The sequence below is a fragment of the Stenotrophomonas sp. STEN225 genome (assembly GCF_056756445.1).
On the sequence record NZ_JBRRBV010000007.1, the window covers coordinates 36,008 to 55,716 of the forward strand.

The 19,709-nt window shown below is 67.1% G+C and carries 21 protein-coding genes; 10 read left to right on the forward strand and 11 right to left on the reverse strand.

Annotated features, from left to right (window positions below):
- Positions 1-27: 27 nt before the first annotated feature.
- The 6 genes from trpE to ACVOJ1_RS08890 all read right to left on the reverse strand — a co-directional run bounded on the left by trpE (position 28) and on the right by ACVOJ1_RS08890 (position 5,065).
- On the reverse strand, positions 28-1,503 hold the full coding sequence (trpE, locus tag ACVOJ1_RS08865; protein WP_053515567.1) for an anthranilate synthase component I: 1,476 nt from the start codon (positions 1,501-1,503) through the stop codon (positions 28-30).
- 175 nt (positions 1,504-1,678) lie between these two features.
- The gene (gene yegS, locus ACVOJ1_RS08870) at positions 1,679-2,608 is read right to left on the reverse strand and encodes a lipid kinase YegS (protein WP_065181528.1); all 930 of its coding nucleotides are present in this window, start codon (positions 2,606-2,608) and stop codon (positions 1,679-1,681) included.
- A gap of 465 nt (positions 2,609-3,073) precedes the next feature.
- Positions 3,074-3,301, reverse strand: a complete 228-nt coding sequence (locus tag ACVOJ1_RS08875) for a hypothetical protein (protein ID WP_146256251.1) — start codon at positions 3,299-3,301, stop codon at positions 3,074-3,076.
- A 229-nt stretch (positions 3,302-3,530) separates the two neighbouring features.
- Complete coding sequence (locus ACVOJ1_RS08880; protein WP_053515753.1) at positions 3,531-4,016, reverse strand: GNAT family N-acetyltransferase; 486 nt, start codon at positions 4,014-4,016, stop codon at positions 3,531-3,533.
- A 12-nt stretch (positions 4,017-4,028) separates the two neighbouring features.
- Positions 4,029-4,706: a ribulose-phosphate 3-epimerase gene (rpe, locus tag ACVOJ1_RS08885; protein WP_065174373.1), complete on the reverse strand. Its 678-nt coding sequence runs from the start codon at positions 4,704-4,706 to the stop codon at positions 4,029-4,031.
- 29 nt (positions 4,707-4,735) lie between these two features.
- On the reverse strand, positions 4,736-5,065 hold the full coding sequence (locus ACVOJ1_RS08890; protein WP_005411327.1) for a J domain-containing protein: 330 nt from the start codon (positions 5,063-5,065) through the stop codon (positions 4,736-4,738).
- A 141-nt stretch (positions 5,066-5,206) separates the two neighbouring features.
- Here ACVOJ1_RS08890 and ACVOJ1_RS08895 point away from each other — a divergent pair, with 141 nt between their 5' ends.
- From ACVOJ1_RS08895 to ACVOJ1_RS08930, 8 genes are all read left to right on the forward strand, one after another.
- Complete coding sequence (locus tag ACVOJ1_RS08895) at positions 5,207-6,133, forward strand: phosphoribosylaminoimidazolesuccinocarboxamide synthase (RefSeq protein WP_053515559.1); 927 nt, start codon at positions 5,207-5,209, stop codon at positions 6,131-6,133.
- Positions 6,134-6,251: 118 nt separating this feature from the next.
- Complete coding sequence (locus ACVOJ1_RS08900; RefSeq protein WP_053515557.1) at positions 6,252-6,737, forward strand: Mpo1 family 2-hydroxy fatty acid dioxygenase; 486 nt, start codon at positions 6,252-6,254, stop codon at positions 6,735-6,737.
- Positions 6,738-7,059: 322 nt separating this feature from the next.
- On the forward strand, positions 7,060-9,888 hold the full coding sequence (locus ACVOJ1_RS08905) for a monovalent cation/H+ antiporter subunit A (RefSeq protein WP_346480338.1): 2,829 nt from the start codon (positions 7,060-7,062) through the stop codon (positions 9,886-9,888).
- Entirely contained in the window at positions 9,888-10,265 is a 378-nt protein-coding gene (locus tag ACVOJ1_RS08910) for a Na+/H+ antiporter subunit C (protein WP_053515553.1), read from the forward strand. The genes ACVOJ1_RS08905 and ACVOJ1_RS08910 overlap by 1 nt, the downstream gene beginning before the upstream one ends.
- Entirely contained in the window at positions 10,262-11,797 is a 1,536-nt protein-coding gene (locus tag ACVOJ1_RS08915) for a monovalent cation/H+ antiporter subunit D (protein WP_053515551.1), read from the forward strand. The genes ACVOJ1_RS08910 and ACVOJ1_RS08915 overlap by 4 nt, the downstream gene beginning before the upstream one ends.
- The gene (locus tag ACVOJ1_RS08920; protein ID WP_180875583.1) at positions 11,794-12,300 is read left to right on the forward strand and encodes a Na+/H+ antiporter subunit E; all 507 of its coding nucleotides are present in this window, start codon (positions 11,794-11,796) and stop codon (positions 12,298-12,300) included. The genes ACVOJ1_RS08915 and ACVOJ1_RS08920 overlap by 4 nt, the downstream gene beginning before the upstream one ends.
- On the forward strand, positions 12,297-12,581 hold the full coding sequence (locus ACVOJ1_RS08925; protein ID WP_053515548.1) for a K+/H+ antiporter subunit F: 285 nt from the start codon (positions 12,297-12,299) through the stop codon (positions 12,579-12,581). The genes ACVOJ1_RS08920 and ACVOJ1_RS08925 overlap by 4 nt, the downstream gene beginning before the upstream one ends.
- Positions 12,578-12,967 (forward strand): Na+/H+ antiporter subunit G, encoded by a 390-nt coding sequence (locus ACVOJ1_RS08930; RefSeq protein WP_053515546.1) that lies wholly within the window; start codon positions 12,578-12,580, stop codon positions 12,965-12,967. The genes ACVOJ1_RS08925 and ACVOJ1_RS08930 overlap by 4 nt, the downstream gene beginning before the upstream one ends.
- Before the next feature lie 64 nt (positions 12,968-13,031).
- Here the strand turns inward: ACVOJ1_RS08930 and ACVOJ1_RS08935 are convergent, their stop codons facing one another.
- The gene (locus ACVOJ1_RS08935) at positions 13,032-13,997 is read right to left on the reverse strand and encodes a sodium:calcium antiporter (protein WP_164151953.1); all 966 of its coding nucleotides are present in this window, start codon (positions 13,995-13,997) and stop codon (positions 13,032-13,034) included.
- A gap of 73 nt (positions 13,998-14,070) precedes the next feature.
- Positions 14,071-14,727 carry a hypothetical protein gene (locus ACVOJ1_RS08940; protein ID WP_053515542.1) on the reverse strand — a complete coding sequence of 219 codons (657 nt, stop codon included), beginning with the start codon at positions 14,725-14,727 and terminating at the stop codon, positions 14,071-14,073.
- Positions 14,728-14,848: 121 nt separating this feature from the next.
- On the opposite strand from ACVOJ1_RS08940, the gene ACVOJ1_RS08945 reads away from it, so the two are divergent.
- A complete protein-coding gene (locus ACVOJ1_RS08945) occupies positions 14,849-15,373 on the forward strand; it encodes a hypothetical protein (RefSeq protein ID WP_346480339.1) in 525 nt (174 codons plus the stop codon).
- A 3-nt stretch (positions 15,374-15,376) separates the two neighbouring features.
- On the opposite strand, the gene hmgA is transcribed toward ACVOJ1_RS08945, so the two are convergent.
- Together hmgA and hppD are read right to left on the reverse strand one after the other, a co-directional pair.
- Positions 15,377-16,675 (reverse strand): homogentisate 1,2-dioxygenase, encoded by a 1,299-nt coding sequence (gene hmgA, locus ACVOJ1_RS08950; RefSeq protein ID WP_346480340.1) that lies wholly within the window; start codon positions 16,673-16,675, stop codon positions 15,377-15,379.
- An 83-nt stretch (positions 16,676-16,758) separates the two neighbouring features.
- Positions 16,759-17,871, reverse strand: coding sequence for a 4-hydroxyphenylpyruvate dioxygenase (gene hppD, locus ACVOJ1_RS08955; RefSeq protein ID WP_227255313.1), 1,113 nt, complete (start codon positions 17,869-17,871; stop codon positions 16,759-16,761).
- Positions 17,872-18,000: 129 nt separating this feature from the next.
- Here hppD and ACVOJ1_RS08960 point away from each other — a divergent pair, with 129 nt between their 5' ends.
- Positions 18,001-18,495 (forward strand): MarR family winged helix-turn-helix transcriptional regulator, encoded by a 495-nt coding sequence (locus tag ACVOJ1_RS08960; protein ID WP_065174367.1) that lies wholly within the window; start codon positions 18,001-18,003, stop codon positions 18,493-18,495.
- 43 nt (positions 18,496-18,538) lie between these two features.
- Here ACVOJ1_RS08960 and ACVOJ1_RS08965 read toward each other — a convergent pair whose 3' ends face one another.
- Entirely contained in the window at positions 18,539-19,678 is a 1,140-nt protein-coding gene (locus ACVOJ1_RS08965; RefSeq protein ID WP_111186829.1) for a hypothetical protein, read from the reverse strand.
- Positions 19,679-19,709 lie beyond the last annotated feature (31 nt).

Sequence of the window (19,709 nt, forward strand, 5' to 3'; positions counted from 1 at the left end):
GCAGCGCAGGCCACGGCACGGAGTGCCTTACAGGCCCTTGGCAGCCTGGGCGACGGCGCGGAACAGCGCGCGGCCCTTGTTCATCGTCTCGTCCCATTCCTTGTCCGGGTCCGAGTCGTAGACGATGCCGGCGCCAGCCTGCACGTACAGGCGGCCGTCCTTGATCACCGCGGTGCGGATCGCGATCGCGGTATCGGCATCGCCGTGCCAACCGATGTAGCCGATGCTGCCGGCGTACACATTGCGCTTGATCGGCTCCAGTTCGCGGATCACTTCCAGCGCGCGGATCTTCGGTGCGCCGCTGACGGTGCCGGCCGGGAAGGTGGCGCGCAGCACGTCGGCATAGCTCAGGCCCGGCTGCAGCTGCCCGGTCACCTCGCTGACGATGTGCATGACGTGGCTGTAGCGTTCGATCACGAACTGCTCGCCCACTTCCACCGTGCCGGCCTTTGATACGCGACCGGCATCGTTGCGGCCGAGATCGATCAGCATCAGGTGCTCGGCGCGTTCCTTCGGATCGGCCAGCAACTCGGCTTCCAGCGCCAGGTCCTGCTCGACGGTGGCGCCGCGCGGACGCGTGCCGGCGATCGGGCGTACGGTGACTTCGCCGTCCTGCAGGCGCACCAGGATTTCCGGCGAGGAGCCAACCACCTGCAGGTCGCCGACATCCAGGAAATACATGTACGGCGACGGGTTCAATGCGCGCAGCGCGCGGTACACGTCCACCGGGCGTGCGTTGAACGGCACGCTCAGGCGCTGGCTGAGCACCACCTGGAAGATGTCGCCGGCGCGGATGTATTCCTTGCTGCGCTGGACCGCATCGACGAAGCCATCGCGGGTGAAACCGGAGACGAAATCGGATTCATCCAGCACATCGCTGTTGAGCGGTGCGGGATAACCGGCACCCGGTGCACGCAGCTTTGCGGTGAGCGCATCCAGGCGCGCCTGCGCCTGCTCGAACGCGCCGTCGACGCGCGGGTCCGCGTGCACGATCAGGTACAGGCGGCCCTTGAGATTGTCGAATACCGCCAGCTCGTTGGAGTGCAGCAGCAGGATGTCCGGCGTGCCCAGTTCATCGCGGCCGGCCGGCGGTGCCAGGCGCGGCTCGATATAGCCGATGCACTCGAAACCGAACCAGCCGACCAGGCCACCGGTGAAGCCCGGCAGGCCCTCCAGCTTCGGCACCGAGTGGGCGCTGCGCAGCGCCTCGACTTCGGCAAACGGGTCGGCCACCTCGCGGGTTTCCACCACCTGGCCGTCTTCGCGCACGGTCAGCGTATGGCCATGGAAGGCATACACGCGGCGCGCCGGCAGGCCAATGATCGAGTAACGACCAAAGCGTTCGCCGCCTTCGACGGATTCAAACAGGTAGGTATTGGGGCCGTCGGCGAGCTTCAGATAGACCGAAAGCGGCGTGTCCAGGTCGGACAGCACTTCGCGGACAACGGGAATGTGGGTGTGGCCTTCAGCGGCCTGCAGCTGAAACTGAGCGTGCGAGTTCAAGACGACTTTCCTTCCGGGACACAGCGTTATGGGGGCGGACGACGGCAACGGGCCACCATCGCCACCAACGGCGTGCGGAAGAAAGGGTATGCGGGGTCGTCAGGCTGGACACCCCTTGACTGTATCGCAGCTTGGACGGGAGTGGAACCCCGCAGCGCCAGGCGTGGCAGCCACCTTACGTGGCCAGCAGCGGGCAATCGGCCGGCAGATGCATACGCACCCGGCCAGCCACGCAGTCGATGCGGAACCGTCGCGCCTGCACGGGCTCACCGTCCAGGTTCAGGGTCAGTGGCTGCGCCGACTCGAGCTGCAGCCAGGGCAGCCGGACGCGGGTGGCCACCCGTTCCAGCGCCGCTTCCTTGCCACCGGTCAGCATCTGCCCCAGCGTCGACGCCACCTCCCCCTCCAGTTCGGGTACGACGGTGACATCCAGCAGGCCGTCATCGATCAGTGCCTGTGGGCACAGCTGCTGGCCACCACCGGCCTGCCGGCCGTTGCCGATCCCCAGCGCGATGAAGCCGCCTTCCCAGGCGAAGTCCGGACCGTGCAGACGCGCGGTAATCGGCTCTATCCGCCCCAGCTTGGCGATGCCGGTGATCACGTAGGCCAGGCCACCGAGCATCTTCTTCAGGCCGGCATCGGTTTCCACGGTGACCTGCGTGCCGAAACCGCCACTGGCCAGGTTGGCGCACCACCAGGGCGTGCCGTCGGCATCCACGCGCAGCAGATCGATGGCAAGTGCCGTGGTCTGCCCGATCAGTGCGAGCGCGGCCTCCGGCTCGGTCGGAAGGTTCGCCGAGGTGGCGAAGTCATTGGCCGTGCCCATCGGGACCAATGCCAGCGAAGGCAGGGCATCGGCGGATTCATCGCGGTGGGCCAGCGTTTCGGCCACCGCACTGAGCGTGCCGTCGCCGCCTGCCGCCACGATCACGTCTACCCCGTGGTCGATGGCCTCGGCCACGTAACGCTCGGCGTCACCTTCTTCCCAGGTGACACGTACCTCCAGCTGCACGCCCCGCTCCCGCCAATGGCGCACCGCGTCGCGCAGCTCGTCATTGCCTGCGGACTTGCCGTTGAGGATCAGGCGCCAGCGCGGTGCGGTCATGCGGGGATTCCGGTGTGGGGTGGCACAGGCTAGCAACGCACCGTTTGCCGGCAGTGAATGTCACATGCGTGTCATTCAGCTCCCGGAGAATGGAAGGCCATAGCAGGGACGACGGATGGAGGCAGGATCAGCCTCCGACAGCTTCCAGGGCCGCACTCGCAGGAGTGCGGCCTTCCTGCTTCAGCCCGGTCAACCGCTGGGGCATCGGCCATCCACGATCAGTGTGAGAGGCGACCCCGACATTTCGGGCTACCTCTTGTTACCCGTTCTCCGATGAATCGCGCGACACAGGAAAGTGACCAAGCCTGCAACGGCAGCCAGATACCAGACGAGCGATCCCTCGGAGACGATCGGCGACAACACCGCGGATGCCAGCAACACCGACGCGGCGACAAGAAGACAGCAGATGATGTTCATACGCGCTCTTCAGCCGGGACACGTCGTGGTTACTGGACTGACGGGGAATCAGCGAGCCATCGTCAGGATTGCCAGTGCCTGTGCTGGTCCGATCCTGATGCCGCCACCGCTGCCCCAGTTGTTTGCAATGTAAGCGCCCGCAATACAGCCTGCGGCGCTCCCCAATGCGCCGCCTCGTGAGCCGAGGGCGCCTCCAACAGCGCAACCGATGGTTTCTGCAGAAACACCTGCGCCACCGGACACGCTGCGCATTTCTTCGAAAGTGATTTCCCTCACGCCACGTCTCCTGATAGTCCAGCAAACCAGCATTCGACAATCATCCGTTTGATGAGTTGCATGCCGGTGTGCCGCTACAGTGGCACCGACGGCCTTTCCAAGGAATCAGGAAAATCCAGCTTGAAAACTAGGAGTTCTCTGCTCTGCGCATCCTGCGCCGTCGGACCTGCCTACGTAAGGAATCACAACGCGGGATGATGACTTTCTGCTGGCCGGCCACCGGTCGGCGCTACCGGCTTCCCGCAAACGCCTTCAGTGCGTCGCCGTCGAGCCGGTATACAGTCCACTCATCCTGCGGTTTCGCGCCCGCCGCGGTGTAGAACTCGATGGCCGGCGTGTTCCAGTCCAGCACCGACCATTCGAAGCGACCGCAGCCTTCGGCGACCGCCTGCCGCGCGATGTATTTCAGCAGCGCCTTGCCAGCGCCCGCGCCTCGCTGCTGCGGGCTGACATACAGGTCTTCCAGGTAGATGCCCTTGCGGCCCAGCCAGGTGGAGTAGTTGTAGAAATACACCGCATAGCCGATGGCCTCGCCATCGGCTTCACAGATCAGCGCGCGGGCGGTTGCGTCGGGACCGAACAGGCTTTCGGCGATGCCGATCTCGTCGGTCTGCACCGAATGCTCGGCCCGCTCATAGATGGCCAGCTCACGGATGAAGCGCAGGATCAGGCCCGCGTCGGCGGCAGTGGCCGGGCGGATGTTCAACACGGCCACCGTGCTCATGCCTCAGCCTCGCGCCGCAGCGACGTTGGCGCGCATCTGCGCGATCACATCCTGGTAAGGGGTCTTGGCATTGAAGATGGCCGAGCCGGCGACGAAGGTGTCGGCGCCCGCAGCCGCGATCTCGCCGATGTTGTCGGCCTTCACGCCACCGTCGATTTCCAGGCGGATGTCCTTGCCGCTGGCATCGATCTTCTGGCGGACCACGCGCAGCTTGTCCAGCGCCGAAGGAATGAAGGCCTGGCCGCCGAATCCCGGGTTGACCGACATCAGCAGCACCAGGTCCAGGTCATCCAGCACCCAGTCGAGGATGTCCACCGGCGTGGCCGGGTTCAGCACGATGCCCGGCTTGCAGCCCAGCGAACGGATCAGCTGGATCGTGCGGTGCACGTGGCGGCTGGCCTCCGGATGGAAGCTGATGTAGGTGGCACCGGCTTCGGCGAAGTCCGGGATGATGCGGTCCACCGGCTCGACCATCAGGTGCACGTCGATCGGCGCGGTCACGCCGTGCTTGCGCAGTGCCTGGCAGACCATCGGGCCGATGGTCAGGTTGGGTACGTAATGGTTGTCCATCACGTCGAAGTGGACCCAGTCCGCACCGGCGGCCAGGACGTTGTCGACTTCCTCGCCGAGGCGGGCGAAATCGGCGGACAGGATGGAGGGGGCGATGAGGCAGTGGGACATGGCCGGGCCTTGCAACGAGGGGAAAGGGGTCAGCGCTTGCGCAGGGTCTTGATGCGGTCGTAGGCGGCGTTGATGCGCCGCGACTTCTGCTCGGCCTGCTGCTGCAGCTCGGGGGCGGCGCCGCCAAGCTTGTCCGGGTGGTACTGCGAGATCAGCTTGCGGTAGGCGCGCTCGACCTCGGCATCGGTGGCCTCGGAGGTCAGCCCCAGCTCCCGGTACGGGTTCTCCTTGTTCAGGCGGAACCAATCCGAATCAAAGGCATGGCCGATCAGCAGGCCGACCACCGCGCCGAACAGCGGATTGGGCCGGAACAGCAGGGCGCCGGCGATGAATCCGAGCAGTTTTCCGTACCAGCGCATGGCGCTCCGGGGTCGACCGACGAAATGGACGCTCATTTTACGTCACAGCGGGCCCGGACGGCTTTACACTAGGCCGCCCGCTGGTCAGCGGGCCCGCCGGGTCCGTTGGGCAGCCGTATCGACAACGCCCCAGGAGTGCCCGTGCCAACCACGCTGTTGCAATCCGATCTCCCCGGCCTGCCCTTGCGCCACCGCGGCAAGGTGCGTGATGTGTTCGATATCCCGCGCGAGCGGCTGCCTGCAGGGACCCCGCCGGGCGACTACCTGCTGATGGTCGCCACCGATCGCCTGTCGGCGTTCGACGTGGTGCTGCCCGACCCGATCCCGGGCAAGGGCGAAATGCTCTGCCAGGTCTCCAATTTCTGGTTCGCCAAGACCGCGCACCTGATGCCCAATCACCTGACCGGCATCGACGTGGCCAGCGTGCTGCCTGAAGGCGTGGACCCGGCGCTGTACGCCCGGCGCGCCGTGGTCACCCGCAAGCTGAAGCCGGTGCCGGTGGAAGCGATCGCCCGCGGCTACCTGATCGGCAGCGGCTGGAAGGACTACCAGCGCACCGGCAAGGTCAGCGGCATCGACCTGCCCGATGGGCTGCGCCAGGCCGAGCAGCTGCCCGAACCGATCTTTACCCCCTCGACCAAGGCCGCGGTGGGCGACCATGACGAGAACATCGATTTCGATGCGATGGTGCGGCAGGTCGGCGCCGAACTGGCCGAGCGCGTGCGCGATGCCACCCTGCGCATCTACAAGTTCGCCGCCGATTACGCCCGCGAGCGCGGCATCATCCTGGCCGACACCAAGTTCGAGTTCGGCACCGATGCCGACGGCCGCCTGTACATCATGGACGAGATGCTGACGCCGGATTCATCGCGTTACTGGCCGGCCGACGAGTACGAAGTGGGCACCAGCCCGCCCAGCTACGACAAGCAGTTCGTGCGCGATTACCTGGAGACGCTGGACTGGGGCAAGACCGCCCCGGGCCCGAACATCCCGGCGGAGATCATCGAGCGCACCCGCGCCAAGTACGCCGAGGCGCTGCAGCGTTTGGCCGGGATCAGCGTCGACTGATCCCCTGCGCCCCCCGGTCGCAGCGACCGGGGGCGTCGTGCCCGGCAGCGCCCAGGGTGGCGCTGTGCGAAGGCGCCCGGGAGTATGCTGTCGGCCTCACCGGAGGAAGCGAAGAAGCATGCAGACCACCACCGAGCTCGCGCGGCCGATCGACCGCTACTTCGCCAGCTACTCCGACGATCACCGCAATACGATCAACCAGCGCATCCACGTGGTCGCGGTACCGGCCATCCTGTGGTCGGCCGTGGCCCTGCTGTGGTGCCTGCCCCCCCTGATCACCTGGTTCCAGTACGGCATCTGGTCGGCGTTCGCGATGTTCAGTGCCTGGTGCTTCTACAACAAGCTGTCGCGTCCGCTGGGCATCGGCATGCTCATCCAGTTCTTCGTGTTCGGCTGCCTGTGCCGCCTGCTGGAGGCCGAGATCGGCCTGCACAACCTGTTCTGGCTGGCGGTGACGGTGTTCGTCGTGGCCTGGATCGCGCAGTTCATCGGGCACAAGTTCGAGGGCCGCAAGCCCAGCTTCCTGACCGACCTGACTTACCTGCTGATCGGCCCGGCCTGGGTGATGGCCAAGCTCTATCGCAGGCTCGACTGGCGTTACTGACACGCCTCCGGGCGAGCGTCACCCTCGCTTCCTGAACGGGCGGGTTTCCTCACCTGCGGTCCACCGCCGGCCTGCCAGCCTGCACGCTCTGCCCCTCTGCCGGGGCGTCTGTCGCAGCGGCAGCCCCTGTGCGACAGGGCCTGCGGTCGCCGTGCGCGGGCGTAGGGTGCGGCCCCTGGCCGGCACCGCGGAGTAGATGCTGCACTGCAAAAAAAATGAATCAGCGAACGTTACAGGCAATTGATCGCCGTTCGATGGCTTTCGGCGACATTTCGCAGCCTGTTATCCTCACTGACCTGCTCGTGAATCATGGATTCCCTGCATGCTCCCCAGCCTGCCTCTGCTGCTGGCCCTGCCGTTCCTGATGGCAGCGGCTGTTGCGGCCTTCCCCCGTAGTTCGCGCTCGACTGCTGCCTGGCTGGCGGCGCTGGCGCCGTTGGGCGGCTTGGCCATTCTCGGCTGGCTCACCCCGGCGGTGCTCGACGGCCAGATCGTCCGCTCCCTGCTGCCCTGGCTGCCGCAGATCGGCCTGGACTTCCATCTGCGGCTGGACGGCCTGGCCTGGATGTTTGCCGGCCTGGTGCTGGGCATCGGCGCGCTGGTGGTGCTGTACGCGCGGTACTACCTCAGTGCGCAGGACAACGCCCACCGCTTCTACTGCTACCTGCTGCTGTTCATGGGCGCCATGCTCGGCATGGTGCTGTCGGGCAACCTGCTGTTGCTGATGATCTTCTGGGAAATGACCAGCATCAGCTCGTTCCTGCTGATCGGCTTCTGGTCGCATCGCCAGGATGCGCGCGAGGGCGCACGCATGGCGCTGGTGATCACCGGCGGCGGCGGGCTGGCCCTGCTCGGTGGCGTGCTGCTGATCGGGCGCATCGTCGGCAGCTTCGACCTGGATGTGGTGCTGGCGGCCGGTGAACAGATCCGCGCCAGCGCGCTGTATCCCTATGCCCTGTTCCTGGTGCTGGCCGGCATCTTCACCAAAAGCGCGCAGTTCCCGTTCCATTTCTGGTTGCCGCATGCGATGGCGGCGCCGACACCGGTCTCGGCCTACCTGCACTCGGCCACCATGGTCAAAGCAGGCGTGTTCCTGCTGGCGCGCCTGCATCCGGCACTGGCCGGCAGCGACCTGTTCTTCTATACGGTGAGCGGCATCGGCGCGCTGACCCTGCTGATCGGCGCCTGGAACGCGATCTTCCAGCACGACCTGAAAGGGCTGCTGGCGTATTCGACGATCTCCCACCTGGGCCTGATCACCCTGCTGTTCGGCCTGTCCACGCCGATGGCGGTGGTCGCCGGCGTGTTCCACATCCTCAACCACGCCACCTTCAAGGCCTCGCTGTTCATGGCCGCCGGCATCATCGACCATGAGACCGGCACCCGCGACATGCGCAAGCTGGGCGGACTGCGGAAACTGATGCCCTTCACCAGCGCACTGGCGATCATCGCCTCGCTGGCCATGGCCGGCATTCCGCTGCTCAACGGCTTCCTGTCCAAGGAAATGCTGTTCGCCGAGGCGATCAGCGCCGGCGGCACCGAGACCATGCGCATGGCGGTGTCGATCGCGGCGTTGCTGGCCGGCGTGTTCGGCGTGGCCTACAGCCTGCGCTTCGTGCACGACACCTTCTTCGGCCCCGGCCCGCACGGGCTGGACCGCGTTCCCCATGAACCGCCGCGCTGGATGAAGGTACCGGTGGAACTGCTGGTGGTGGTCTGCGTGGCAGTCGGCATCGCGCCCGCGCTGACGGTGGCGCCGGTCCTGCATGCCGCTGCCGCCTCCATCCTCGGCAGCGCCATGCCCGAGTACAGCCTGTCGGTATGGCATGGCTTCAACCTGCCGCTGGCGATGAGCGCGATCGGCGTGGTGGGCGGTATCGCCCTGTACTTCGGCCTGCGCAAGCTGATCAACCTGCACGCCGTGACCAATACCACCACCGGCCGCAACGTGTTCCATGCGCAGCTGGATGCGGTTTCCGCACTGGCCATGCGTCTGACCAACGGCATTGCCAACGGCAGCCTGCAGCGGATGCTGCTGGGCCTGGTGCTGGTCGCGATCGTGGTGGCCGCCGCGCCGTTCGTGGCGAACCCGGCGTCCCCGAACTGGACCGCGCCGCAGCCGATTCCACTGCTGGGCTGGGCGTTGTGGCTGGTGATGATGGGCTGCGCGATCGCCACGCTGCGTGTGTACAAGCAGCGCCTGCTGGCGGTGCTGCTGGTGGGCGGCGTCGGCCTGATGGTGGCGCTGACCTTCGTGTTCCTGTCGGCACCGGATCTGGCACTGACCCAGCTGCTGGTGGAGATGGTGACCCTGGTCCTGATGCTGCTGGGGATGAACTATCTGCCCGCGCAGTCCGGACCGGAGCGGCCGCGCTGGCGCAAGCGCCGCGACGCGCTGATCGCGGTCATCGCCGGTTCCGGTCTCGGCGCGCTGGCCTATACCGCGATGACCCTGCCGCCGAACACCATGGCCGGTGAGCTGGTGGCGCGTGCCCTGCCCGAAGCGTATGGCCAGAACGTGGTCAACGTGATCCTGGTCGACTTCCGCGGCTTTGATACCTTCGGCGAGATCACCGTGTTCGGCATCGCCGCGCTGGTGGTGCACGCGCTGCTGCGCCGCACGCGGATGGCCCCGGAGCAGATCATGCCCGGGCCGCCGATCAAGCTGCCGGTACCGGCCGACCTGGCGCAGATCATGTTCCCGCTGACGCTGACGGTCTCCATCTTCCTGTTCCTGCGCGGTCACAACGCCCCGGGCGGCGGGTTCATCGCCGGCCTGGTACTGGCGGTGCCGCTGCTGATCCAGTACGTGATCCAGGGTACGGCATCGGTGGAGTCGCGCTTCGGCTTCGACTACATCCGGTGCATCGGTACCGGCCTGCTGATCGCCCTGCTCAGTGGCAGTGCTTCGATGCTGTTCGGCGTGCCGTTCCTGACCAGCGGGCACCTCGACCTGCACCTGCCGCTGATCGGCGACGTGCCGCTGGCCAGCGCGATCGGCTTCGACATCGGCGTGTACCTGGTGGTGTTCGGTGGCGCCATGCTGATGCTGTCGATGATGGGCACGGTCAAGCCCTCTCGAACCCGCACCGCCCGCAAGGGCGAGATCGATCTGCAACGCCGTTCGGCCCGCACCGGGGAGATGCACTGATGGAACTGGCCCTGGCCACCGCGATCGGCGTGCTGACCGCCATCGGCGTGTACCTGCTGCTGCGGGCGCGCAGCTTCGACGTGATCCTTGGCATGACCTTCCTGTCCTACGCCACCAACCTGCTGATCTTTGCCGGTGGGCGCCTGGTGCAGGGCAAGGCACCGGTGCTGCAGGAAGGCGTCGAAAGCCACCTGGGCAACTACACCGACCCGTTGCCACAGGCGCTGGTACTGACGGCCATCGTGATCGCCTTCGCGATGACCGCAGTGAGCATCGTGCTGGCCATGCGCAGCCGCAGCGACAACCACAGCGACCACGTGGACGCGCACGAGCCCGATGACGATGCGCCGCCGCGCCAGGGCGAGGACCGCGCATGAACCATCTGGTGATCCTGCCGATCCTGGTTCCCCTGCTCGGCGCCGCACTGTCACTGTTCGTCGAGCATCGCCGCTATGGTCCGAAGGTACAGCGGACCGTGGCCTGGACGGCACTGGCGGCCCTGGCCGTGGTGGTCGGGCTGCTGTTCGCCGATACGGCAGGCGGTGACATCCGCGTCTACCTGCTGGGTGACTGGCCCTCGCGCCTGGGCATCGCGCTGGTGGCCGACCGGCTGTCGGCGTGGATGCTGCTGACCACCCTGCTGCTGGCCATCCCCTGCCTGCTGCATGCCTGCTCGGGCTGGGACCGGCGCGCGCCGCACTTCCATGCGCTGTTCCAGTTCCAGCTGGTCGGCCTCAACGGTGCGTTCCTCACCGGCGACATCTTCAACCTGTTCGTGTTCTTCGAGGTGATGCTGATCGCTTCCTACGGCCTGCTGCTGAGCGGCGGCCGTGGCCTGCGCATGCGCATCGGCCTGCACTACGTGGTGTTCAATGTCACCGCATCGACGCTGTTCCTGATCGCACTCGGCCTGCTGTACGCCTCGCTCGGCTCGTTGAACATGGCGGAGCTGTCGCAGCGCATCGCCGAGGTTCCGCCGGCACAGCTGACCCTGGTGAAGGCCACGATGGGCCTGCTGCTGCTGGTGTTCTGCGCCAAGGCCGCCCTGATGCCGCTGTACCTTTGGCTGCCCGAATCGTACGCGCGCGCACCTGCTGCGGTCGCTGCGCTGTTTGCGATCATGACCAAGGTCGGCCTGTACGCCGTGCTGCGCGTGCAGATGCTGTGGTTCGGCGAGGACGCCGGCGCGATGGCCGGATACGGACGCGACTGGCTGCTGTGGGCCGGCGTGGCCACGCTGGTACTGGGCGGCTTGGGCGCGCTGGCCGCCGCGCGCCTGCGCGTGCTGATCTCCTACCTGGTGATCGTCTCGGCCGCGACCCTGTTCATTGCCTTCTCGGTGGGCACGCCGAAGGTGCTCTCCGCCGGTCTGTACTATCTGCCACACAGCAGTTTCGTCGCTGCCGCGCTGTTCCTGGTGGCCGACCTGATCCGACGCCGACGCGGCGGTGCCAGCGACCGCAAGGAAGTGATCGCACCGATGCCGGGCAAGGAAACGCCGGCGGTACTGTTCCTGATCGGCGCCGTGTCGGTCGCCGGACTTCCGCCGCTGTCGGGCTTCCTGGCCAAGGCCGCCCTGCTGGCCGGGATGCCGGCGCAGTACACCGGCGCGGTATGGACGGCCGTGCTGGTCAGCAGCCTGCTGGTCATCATGGGCCTGACCCGAGGAGGCATCCGCCTGTTCTGGCGCGTGCCGCTGCCCGAGCCGGACGCGCCGCCGCCCCGCAAGGCCAAGCTGCGCAGGGTCGAGCTGTTCGCTGCCTGCATCCTGCTGGCCTACGGCATCGGCATGACCCTGGCCGCCGCCCCGCTGATGCGCCATACCGACGCCACCGCCGCCCAGCTGCTGCAGCCGGGCGAGTACGTGCAGCAGTTGCGCGCGACCACACCGGAGATCCGCCAGCCATGACCGCGCAACGCCCCCTGTTCCGCCGCCTGGTACCGTCGCCCGCACTGAGCATGATGGTGGTGGCGTTCTGGCTGCTGATGTCCGACAGCTTCAACCTTGGCCAGATCCTGCTGGGCCTTGTGCTGGGCGTGGTCGTGCCGCTGTTCGCCGCGCGCCTGGATCGCGAGTTCGCCCGCATCGGTACGTTGCGCCCGGTACCGAAGCTGCTGTGCGTCACCCTGTGGGACATCCTGATGTCCAACATCCGGGTGGCCCTGCAGGTGCTCGGCCCGGAGAAGAACATCCATCCGGGCTTCATCTGGCTGCCGCTGGACATCGCCAACATCCACGGCATCGCCGCGCTGACCAGCATGATCACCCTGACCCCGGGTACGGTGTCGGCGGCACTCAGCGACGACCGCAGGTTCCTGCTGGTGCACGTGCTGCACCTGGAGGATCCACAGGCGCTGATCGACACGATCAAGCAACGTTACGAAGCCCCGTTGATGGAGATCTTCCCATGACCGGTTTTGAAGTCATCCAGACCACCCTGGTGGTATGCATGCACGTGGTCGGACTGGCCATGCTGCTGGCGACCTGGCGCCTGCTGCGCGGCCCGAGCGTGCCTGACCGCATCCTCGCCCTCGACACACTTTCAGTGACTGCCATCGCCGAACTGATGCTGTTCGGCATGTACCTCAACTCGCCGATCTACTTCGAGGCCGCACTGGTGATCGCCATGCTCGGCTTCGGCAGCACCGTGGTGCTGAGCAAGTTCGTGCTGCGCCGGGACATCGTCGAATGATCACCGCGATCCAGATCGGCCTGTCGGTCCTGCTGCTGTTCGGCTGCTTCTTCATCCTGGTCGGTGCGCTGGGCCTGGTGAAGCTGTCGACCTTCTTCAAGCGGCTGCATGCGCCGACCAAGGCCAGCACGCTGGGCGTGGGCTGCGTGCTGGTGTGTTCGGTCTGCTACCACATCTTCCTCGGCCAGGATCCGCAGCCGCGCGAGCTGCTGATCACCGTCTTCCTGTTCATCACCGCGCCGATCAGCGCGCACATGATGGCCAAGGCTGCGTTGTCGCTGCTGATGGAAACCCGTCCTACCCTGCCCGGCAACGAACGGGCTGCCGAAGAGCAGCTGCCGCCGCCGGAGCCGGCGCGGAAAGAAGAGCAGAGCCCGACACGCTGATCACACGACTCCCCGCATCCACTCAGGGCGGGGATCTACTGCCGAGCCGTGCATGGGCTCGGCGCTACAGTGCCGGTGCACCCACCAGCAGCAGTTCCAATACGAACCAGCCGACGAACGCCACCAGCAGGATCACGCCTTCGCCACGGCTGATCTTCAGGTCGCCACGCAGCATCGGATACAGCACCAGGGCAAAGGCCAGCAGCGCGGGCAGTTCCAGGCGCACGAACGATGCCGGCAGGGCCAGCGGCTGCAGCGCCGCCATCGCGCCGATCACCAGCAGCAGATTGACCGCGCTGGAGCCGAGCACGTGGCCCAGCACCATGTCGCCATGGCCACGCCGCGCGGCGGCGATGGCGGTGGCCACCTCCGGCAAGGCCGTGCCGATCGCAAGCGGCAGCAGGCCGACCAGCAGCGGCGTCCATCCAAGTGCGACGCCGAAGTCGGCCGCCGCGCCAACGACCAGCCGCGCCCCCCAGTAAAGGGCCACCACGGCCACCAGCACACGCAGCATATTCAACGGCAGGCTGGTGCGGCTCAGCGCCGATCGTGCGATGGCCGCCTGCACATCGGCGGTCTCACTGCGGCCACGGCGCATCAGCACGGCCTGCATGACGACGAAGCCGGCCAGCAGCACGACACCTTCCCAGCGCGCGAGGCGGCCATCCAGCCCGAACAGGATCAACAGAACGCCGGCCCCCAGCAGCGACCACCAGAGCACGGCCTGCAGGCGCGCGCGCAGCAGCAACGGGGCCGCGATCGCCGCGATCGCCAGGGTCAGGCCCAGGTTGGCGATGCTGCTGCCCACCGCGTTGCCCAGCGCCAGTTCCGGCTGGCCCACGGCCAGCGCGCGGGCGTTGACCACCAGCTCCGGCATCGACGTCGCCACGCCGAGCAGCAGCAGACCCGCCGTGAACGGGCGGGCACCGAAGCGCTGGGCCAGGCCGGAAACGGCCTTGACGATGGAGTCTCCGCCGAGCCCCAGCAGCAGCAGGCCAAGCAGAAACCAGGCGATGGCAATGGCGATCATCGAGCACTCCCCCAGCGGTCGTCGCGCGATTCTACGCTTGGCCCGGCCGCGAGGCTGGGCGCTGCATCAAGGATCAGCCACAACCTTCGGTGTAATCGACCTGCGGGGTCTGGCCGACCCGCCACGCGCTGACCCGGCCGTCGGGCCCCAGGGCGAAATCGATCACCGCCGCACCTTCCTGCGCCGGACGCACGCGCAGGTGCTGGGCCTTGTCGTCGTACTTGTCGGGACCGACATCGGCACGCTCCGGGTACAGCACCTGCAACTCGCCCAGGGTCATGCCGACCCTGCCGCCGCCCGGCGCGGTGATGGCGGCGCTGCGCACGTCATAGCGGACCAGCTTGCGGCCTTCGATCATCAGGCGTGGGTCATCGGCCTGCTGCGGACGCAGGAAATAGCAGTCCTCGTTGCCGTCGTCGGCCGGCAATGGCCTGCCTGCCGCATCACTGCCCAGCCCCTGCAGCGGCGCGCCGAAGCCGCTGCGCACCTCGGCGATGCCCGCACCCAGCGCCACCCCGCCGAAACCGTCCAGGCGCGCGGGGCTGTCGGCGCGGGCATCGTTGGCCGGCCGTGACGCCAGGTCCGGATCGGCCGATTGTGCCGGGCCGGTGGCACTGGCGGTCTCGGCCGGCGAGTCGCTGCCGCTGCCGGCCGCTCCCTGTTTGTCCGAACCACCGCCACAGGCGGTCAGGGACAGCAGCATCAGGCCAGCCAATGGCAGCAGCTTCATCGGTATCGCTCCAGGAGGGATGGGCGGACGCTACCGCAGGCCGCGTGCAGGCGCTGCATTGTCATCGCTGTTTCATCGCCTTCGTTCAGGCTCGGCGTGCACCGTCCTGGCTGTCCCATCCATGCAACCGCGCAAGACCGATCTCGCCCGAACCGCGCTGCAGGCGCACCGCGCGCCGCTGGACATGCGCCAGCGCCGGTTGCTGATCCTGTGCGATGGCCAGCGCAGCGTCACCGAGCTGAGCGGGCTGATGGGCCAGGAGACGCCGGCCATGCTGATCCAGCTGATCCATGCCGGCTATCTGGAAGCCGACGCCCCTCCTCCCGCAGTGGCGGCATCCGGGCCCACCCCTGCACGGCCGCAGGCACCCGCGCCTGCGGCCACGCCGATCGAACGGCGCCGCTCGCTGGTCGCCTCACGGATCTATCTGCTGGGCATCCTGGAGATGCAGCGGCATCCGCAGGCAGCGGCTCTGTTCCGCGACCTGCAGCAGGCACGTGCGCAGACCGATGTGCTGCAGGTGCTGCACTCGGCGTTGCAGGTACTGCCCGCGCTGACCTCCGAAGGCTACTGCGAACGCGTACGGCAGCGGCTGCTGGAAGTCCTGCCGCTGGAGCACTGCGACGCCTTCACCGATGCCGCATGAGGCTCATCGGAAGTTGTTGCGCAGCCCTGCCCAGCACTGCTGGTAATCGGCCTGCCGGTGCCCGGCATCAAGCGCCTGGGCGGTCGGGCGGATCACCGCGCGGGTCTCGAACATGAAGGCCATGGTGTCCTTGACCACGTCGGGCCTGGACAGATCGGCACTGGAGGCCCTGTCGAAGGTCGGTGCATCCGGTCCGTGGCCGCTCATGCAGTTGTGCAGGGAGGCGCCGCCCGGCACGAAGCCTTCGGCCTTGGCATCGTAGGCACCGTGCACCAGGCCCATGAACTCGCTGGCGATGTTGCGGTGGAACCACGGTGGCCGGAAGGTGTTCTGCGCCACCAGCCAGCGCGGCGGGAAGATGGCGAAATCCATGTTGCTGGTCCCTGCTGTGTCGCTGGGCGAATGCAGTACCAGGAAGATCGACGGGTCCGGGTGGTCGTAGCTGATCGAACCGAGGGTGTTGAAGCGGCGCAGATCGTAGCGGTACGGCGCGTAATTGCCGTGCCAGGCGACCACGTCCAGCGGCGAATGGTCGATCGGCGCGCGCCACAGGCGTCCTTCGAACTTGGCGATCAGTTCGAACTCACCGTCGAGGTCCTCGAAGGCCGCATGCGGGGTTTCAAAGTCGCGCGGATTGGCCAGGCCGTTGGCGCCGATCGGCCCCAGATCGGGCAGCTTCAGCAGGGCGCCGTAGTTCTCGCAGATGTAGCCCCGGCTCGGGCCATCAGGCAGCTCGACGCGGAAGCGCACGCCACGCGGAATCACCGCGATCTGCTGCGGTTCGATCTCGATCACGCCAAGCTCGGTCAGCAGGCGCAGCCCACCCAGCTGGGGCACGATCAGCAGTTCGCCGTCGGCATCGTAGAAGTAGCGGCCAACCATGTCCCGGTTCGCGGCATACAGATGAATGCCGACGCCGGCGTGGGCATCCGGCGAACCATTGCCGCCCATGGTGTACAGCCCTTCGACGAAGTCGGTGGGCAGTTCCGGCAGCGGCAGCGGGCTCCAGCGCAGCTGGTTCGGCGAGGCCGGCTGCGAGCCGAAATCGCACTGCAGGCGCGATTGCGCGAACGGGGTGAACTCACCATGGGTCACCGCCGGGCGGATCCGGTACAGCCAGCTGCGCCGGTTGCTGCCGCGCGGCGCGGTGAAGGCGGTGCCGGACAGCTGCTCGGCATACAGGCCATGGGCCACCTTCTGCGGCGAATTCTGCCCGACCGGCAGCGCGCCGGCCACGGCTTCGGTGGCGAATTCGTTGCCGAAACCGGACTGGTAGCCACGGGTGGTGATGGAGGTGGACATGGGGGCTCCTGGAACGGCAAGGCCGGAACGGAAGGCCGCCGGGCATGGCCCGGCGCTACCGCTGAGGGTGCAGGTCTGAAACGTTACAGCACGCCGCGGCGGATCTGGTCGCGCTCGATGCTCTCGAACAGCGCAGTGAAGTTGCCTTCGCCGAAACCTTCATTGCCCTTGCGCTGGATGATCTCGAAGAAGATCGGGCCGATGCAGTTCTGGGTGAAGATCTGCAGCAGCTTGCGCTGGTGGGTTTCCGGATCGGCGTCGATCAGGATCTTGTTCTTCGCCAGGCGCGGCACGTCCTCGCCATGGTTCGGCACGCGCTGGTCGATCACGTCGAAGTAGGTGTCCGGTGTGTCGAGGAAATCCACACCCTGCGCACGCATCGCCTCGACGGTCTCGTAGATGTTCTCGGTGAAGCAGGCGATGTGCTGGATGCCCTCGCCCTTGTAGGCATCCAGGTATTCGTTGATCTGGCTCTTCGGATCGGACGATTCGTTGAGCGGAATGCGCACGATGCCGTCCGGCGCGGTCATGGCCTTGGACACCAGGCCGGTCTTCAGGCCCTTGATGTCGAAGTAGCGGATCTCGCGGAAGTTGAACAGCCGCTCGTAGTAGTCCGACCACTGCTGCATGTTGCCGAAGTACAGGTTGTGGGTCAGGTGGTCGATGAAGGTCAGGCCGAAGCCCACCGGATGCTGATCGACGCCGGCGATCGGCTCGTAGTCGCCGTCGTAGATGCTGCCGGCGCTGCCATAGCGGTCGACCAGGTACAGCATGCAGTCACCGATGCCCTTGATGACCGGCGCGCCGACCGCCTTGCTGTCCGGCTTGAAGCCGATGGCCTCGGCACCGTTGCCCAGCGCGGTCTGGTAGACCTCCTGGCCCGGCTTCTTGAAGCGGATGGCGAAGCCGCAGGCGCACGGACCATGCTTTTCGGCGAAGTCGGCAGCGAACGAATCCGGGTCTTCATTGACCAGGAAGTTGACGTCGCCCTGGCGATAGACGGTAATCGGACGCTGCTTGTGCCTGAGCACCGCCGTGAAGCCCATCCTGCGGAAGTAGTCGTGCAGCTCCTGGCCGCGGCCGGCCGGGGCAGCAAACTCGACGAACTCGAAACCATCGATGCCCATCGGGTTCTCGAAGGTGGTGACCTGCATGCCCGGATTGGGATGCGAGGAGGGCTGGACTGCGGTATTCATGGCGGGGCTCCGAATCGGTACCGCATCGGTACAAACCAGGTGCGGGCAGGTAACGACCCGGCGAGAATGCAGGGTCTGGACCCAACCCTTATAGTTACACTTGAAACCACCAGCAAGGTGCACCGCAACATGAGCCCCGCCGATCCCGCTTCGACACGCCTGCGTGCATCGCACGTCCTGCTCGACCTGGAACAGTTCCTGCCCTACCGGCTGAGCGTGCTGTCCAACCGGGTCAGCGGCAACATCGCCAAGCTGTACGGTGATCGCTACGGTCTGGCCATTCCGGAATGGCGGGTCATCACCATCCTGGCGCTGTATCCCGGGTCGTCGGCCAGCGAGGTCTCCGACCGCACGGCGATGGACAAGGTGGCGGTCAGCCGCGCGGTGGCGCGCCTGCTCGAGCGTGGCTTCATCAAGCGCGAGACCCATGGCGACGACCGTCGCCGCTCGGTCCTGGCCCTGTCGGCAGCGGGCTTCGAGGTGTACGAGACCATCGCGCCGCTGGTGATCGAGATTACCCGCAAGCTGATGTCGGTCCTGAGCGAGGAGGAGGAACAGCTGCTGGAGACGCTGATCCTGCGCCTGGCGGGCGATGGCCTGGAACGGATGGGCGAAGGCGTCTGAGGCGTGCCGCCGGGGCTCGGCCCCGGTCTCAGGACAGCACGGTTCAGCTCAGGTGCTTGCGCCGCGCATGGATCCACGGCACCGCGAGTGCACCGATCGCGCCACCGGCAAAGCCCAGCGACGCGGCAACCGTGGCCGCTTCGACCGCACCCGGCAGGGCCAGCGCGGCAGCCACCAGCAGCAGGGACGGCACGCCGACGAAGGTGCCGAGGAAGAAATGCCAGCGCGGCGACCACGTGTTGAGCTGCAGCAGGCTGACCGGCTGCCATGCTTCGCCGGCTGCGTCTTCGGCCATCTTCGCCACCACCTTGCCCAGATCCACCTCGGGCAGCGCGCGTCCCTGGCGCGCGGTCGCCAGCGCCTCGGCAACGGCGTCCACGGGCGGAAAACCGGACGGCCATGGCACCGGTGCGGGCACGCCGTAGGCCGTCAACAACGGCACGCTCAGCCACGGTGCGACCAGTGGACGCATGCGACGGCGAGCGTGCACGCACCAGACCTGCGACTGGCCATGCGCGACCACGCTGTACAGCGCCAGCTCGGTGGCCGCCGGATAGCCCAGCATGGTCACCCGCGCGGCCAGGCTGTCCTGCCCCACGGCACGCAGGAAGCCCGCGCGGCTGCGCCCCTCCTGCATCCACGCCACGCCCAGCGCCCCGACCAGAAAGGCTTCGGCCACGTCCCTGCCGCCCGCAGTGGCGCGTTCGTCACTGGCCAGGTACCACGCCAGCGACTTCGGTTCGGCCACATCCGGCAGGCCCCAACGGCTGTCGTCGCCCAGCACATGACGCACCGGCAGGCGTGCGGCCGCGGTCTCGCCACGTTCTCCCGGCTGCAGGAACGGCAGCACGCCCTGGATGAAGGTGGACAGCTCGATGGCGCGTACGCCGTTGCCCTGCCATTCCGGCGGCAGCAGGCCGGCCAGCTGGCCCTGCGACGCCAGCGCATCGAGCCGCGATTTCTGTTCCACCAGCGTCTGCACCGCGCCCTTCAGCACGACGTTGTCAGGCAGTGCGATCTGCGGCAGGCGATGGTGCGGCGGGGCCGCTTCGGGGGCACTGTCGCCGATGCCGACGTCATCCAGCAGTGCGTCCTGTGCCGGCAGGGTCACGCCCTCGCCAGCACCACCCTCGCCCAGGCTGCTGGCAGGATCGGGCAATCGTTCGGCGTGGTCGCTGTGCATGGGCGTTCCGGTAGGGTGCGTCGACGTCGGG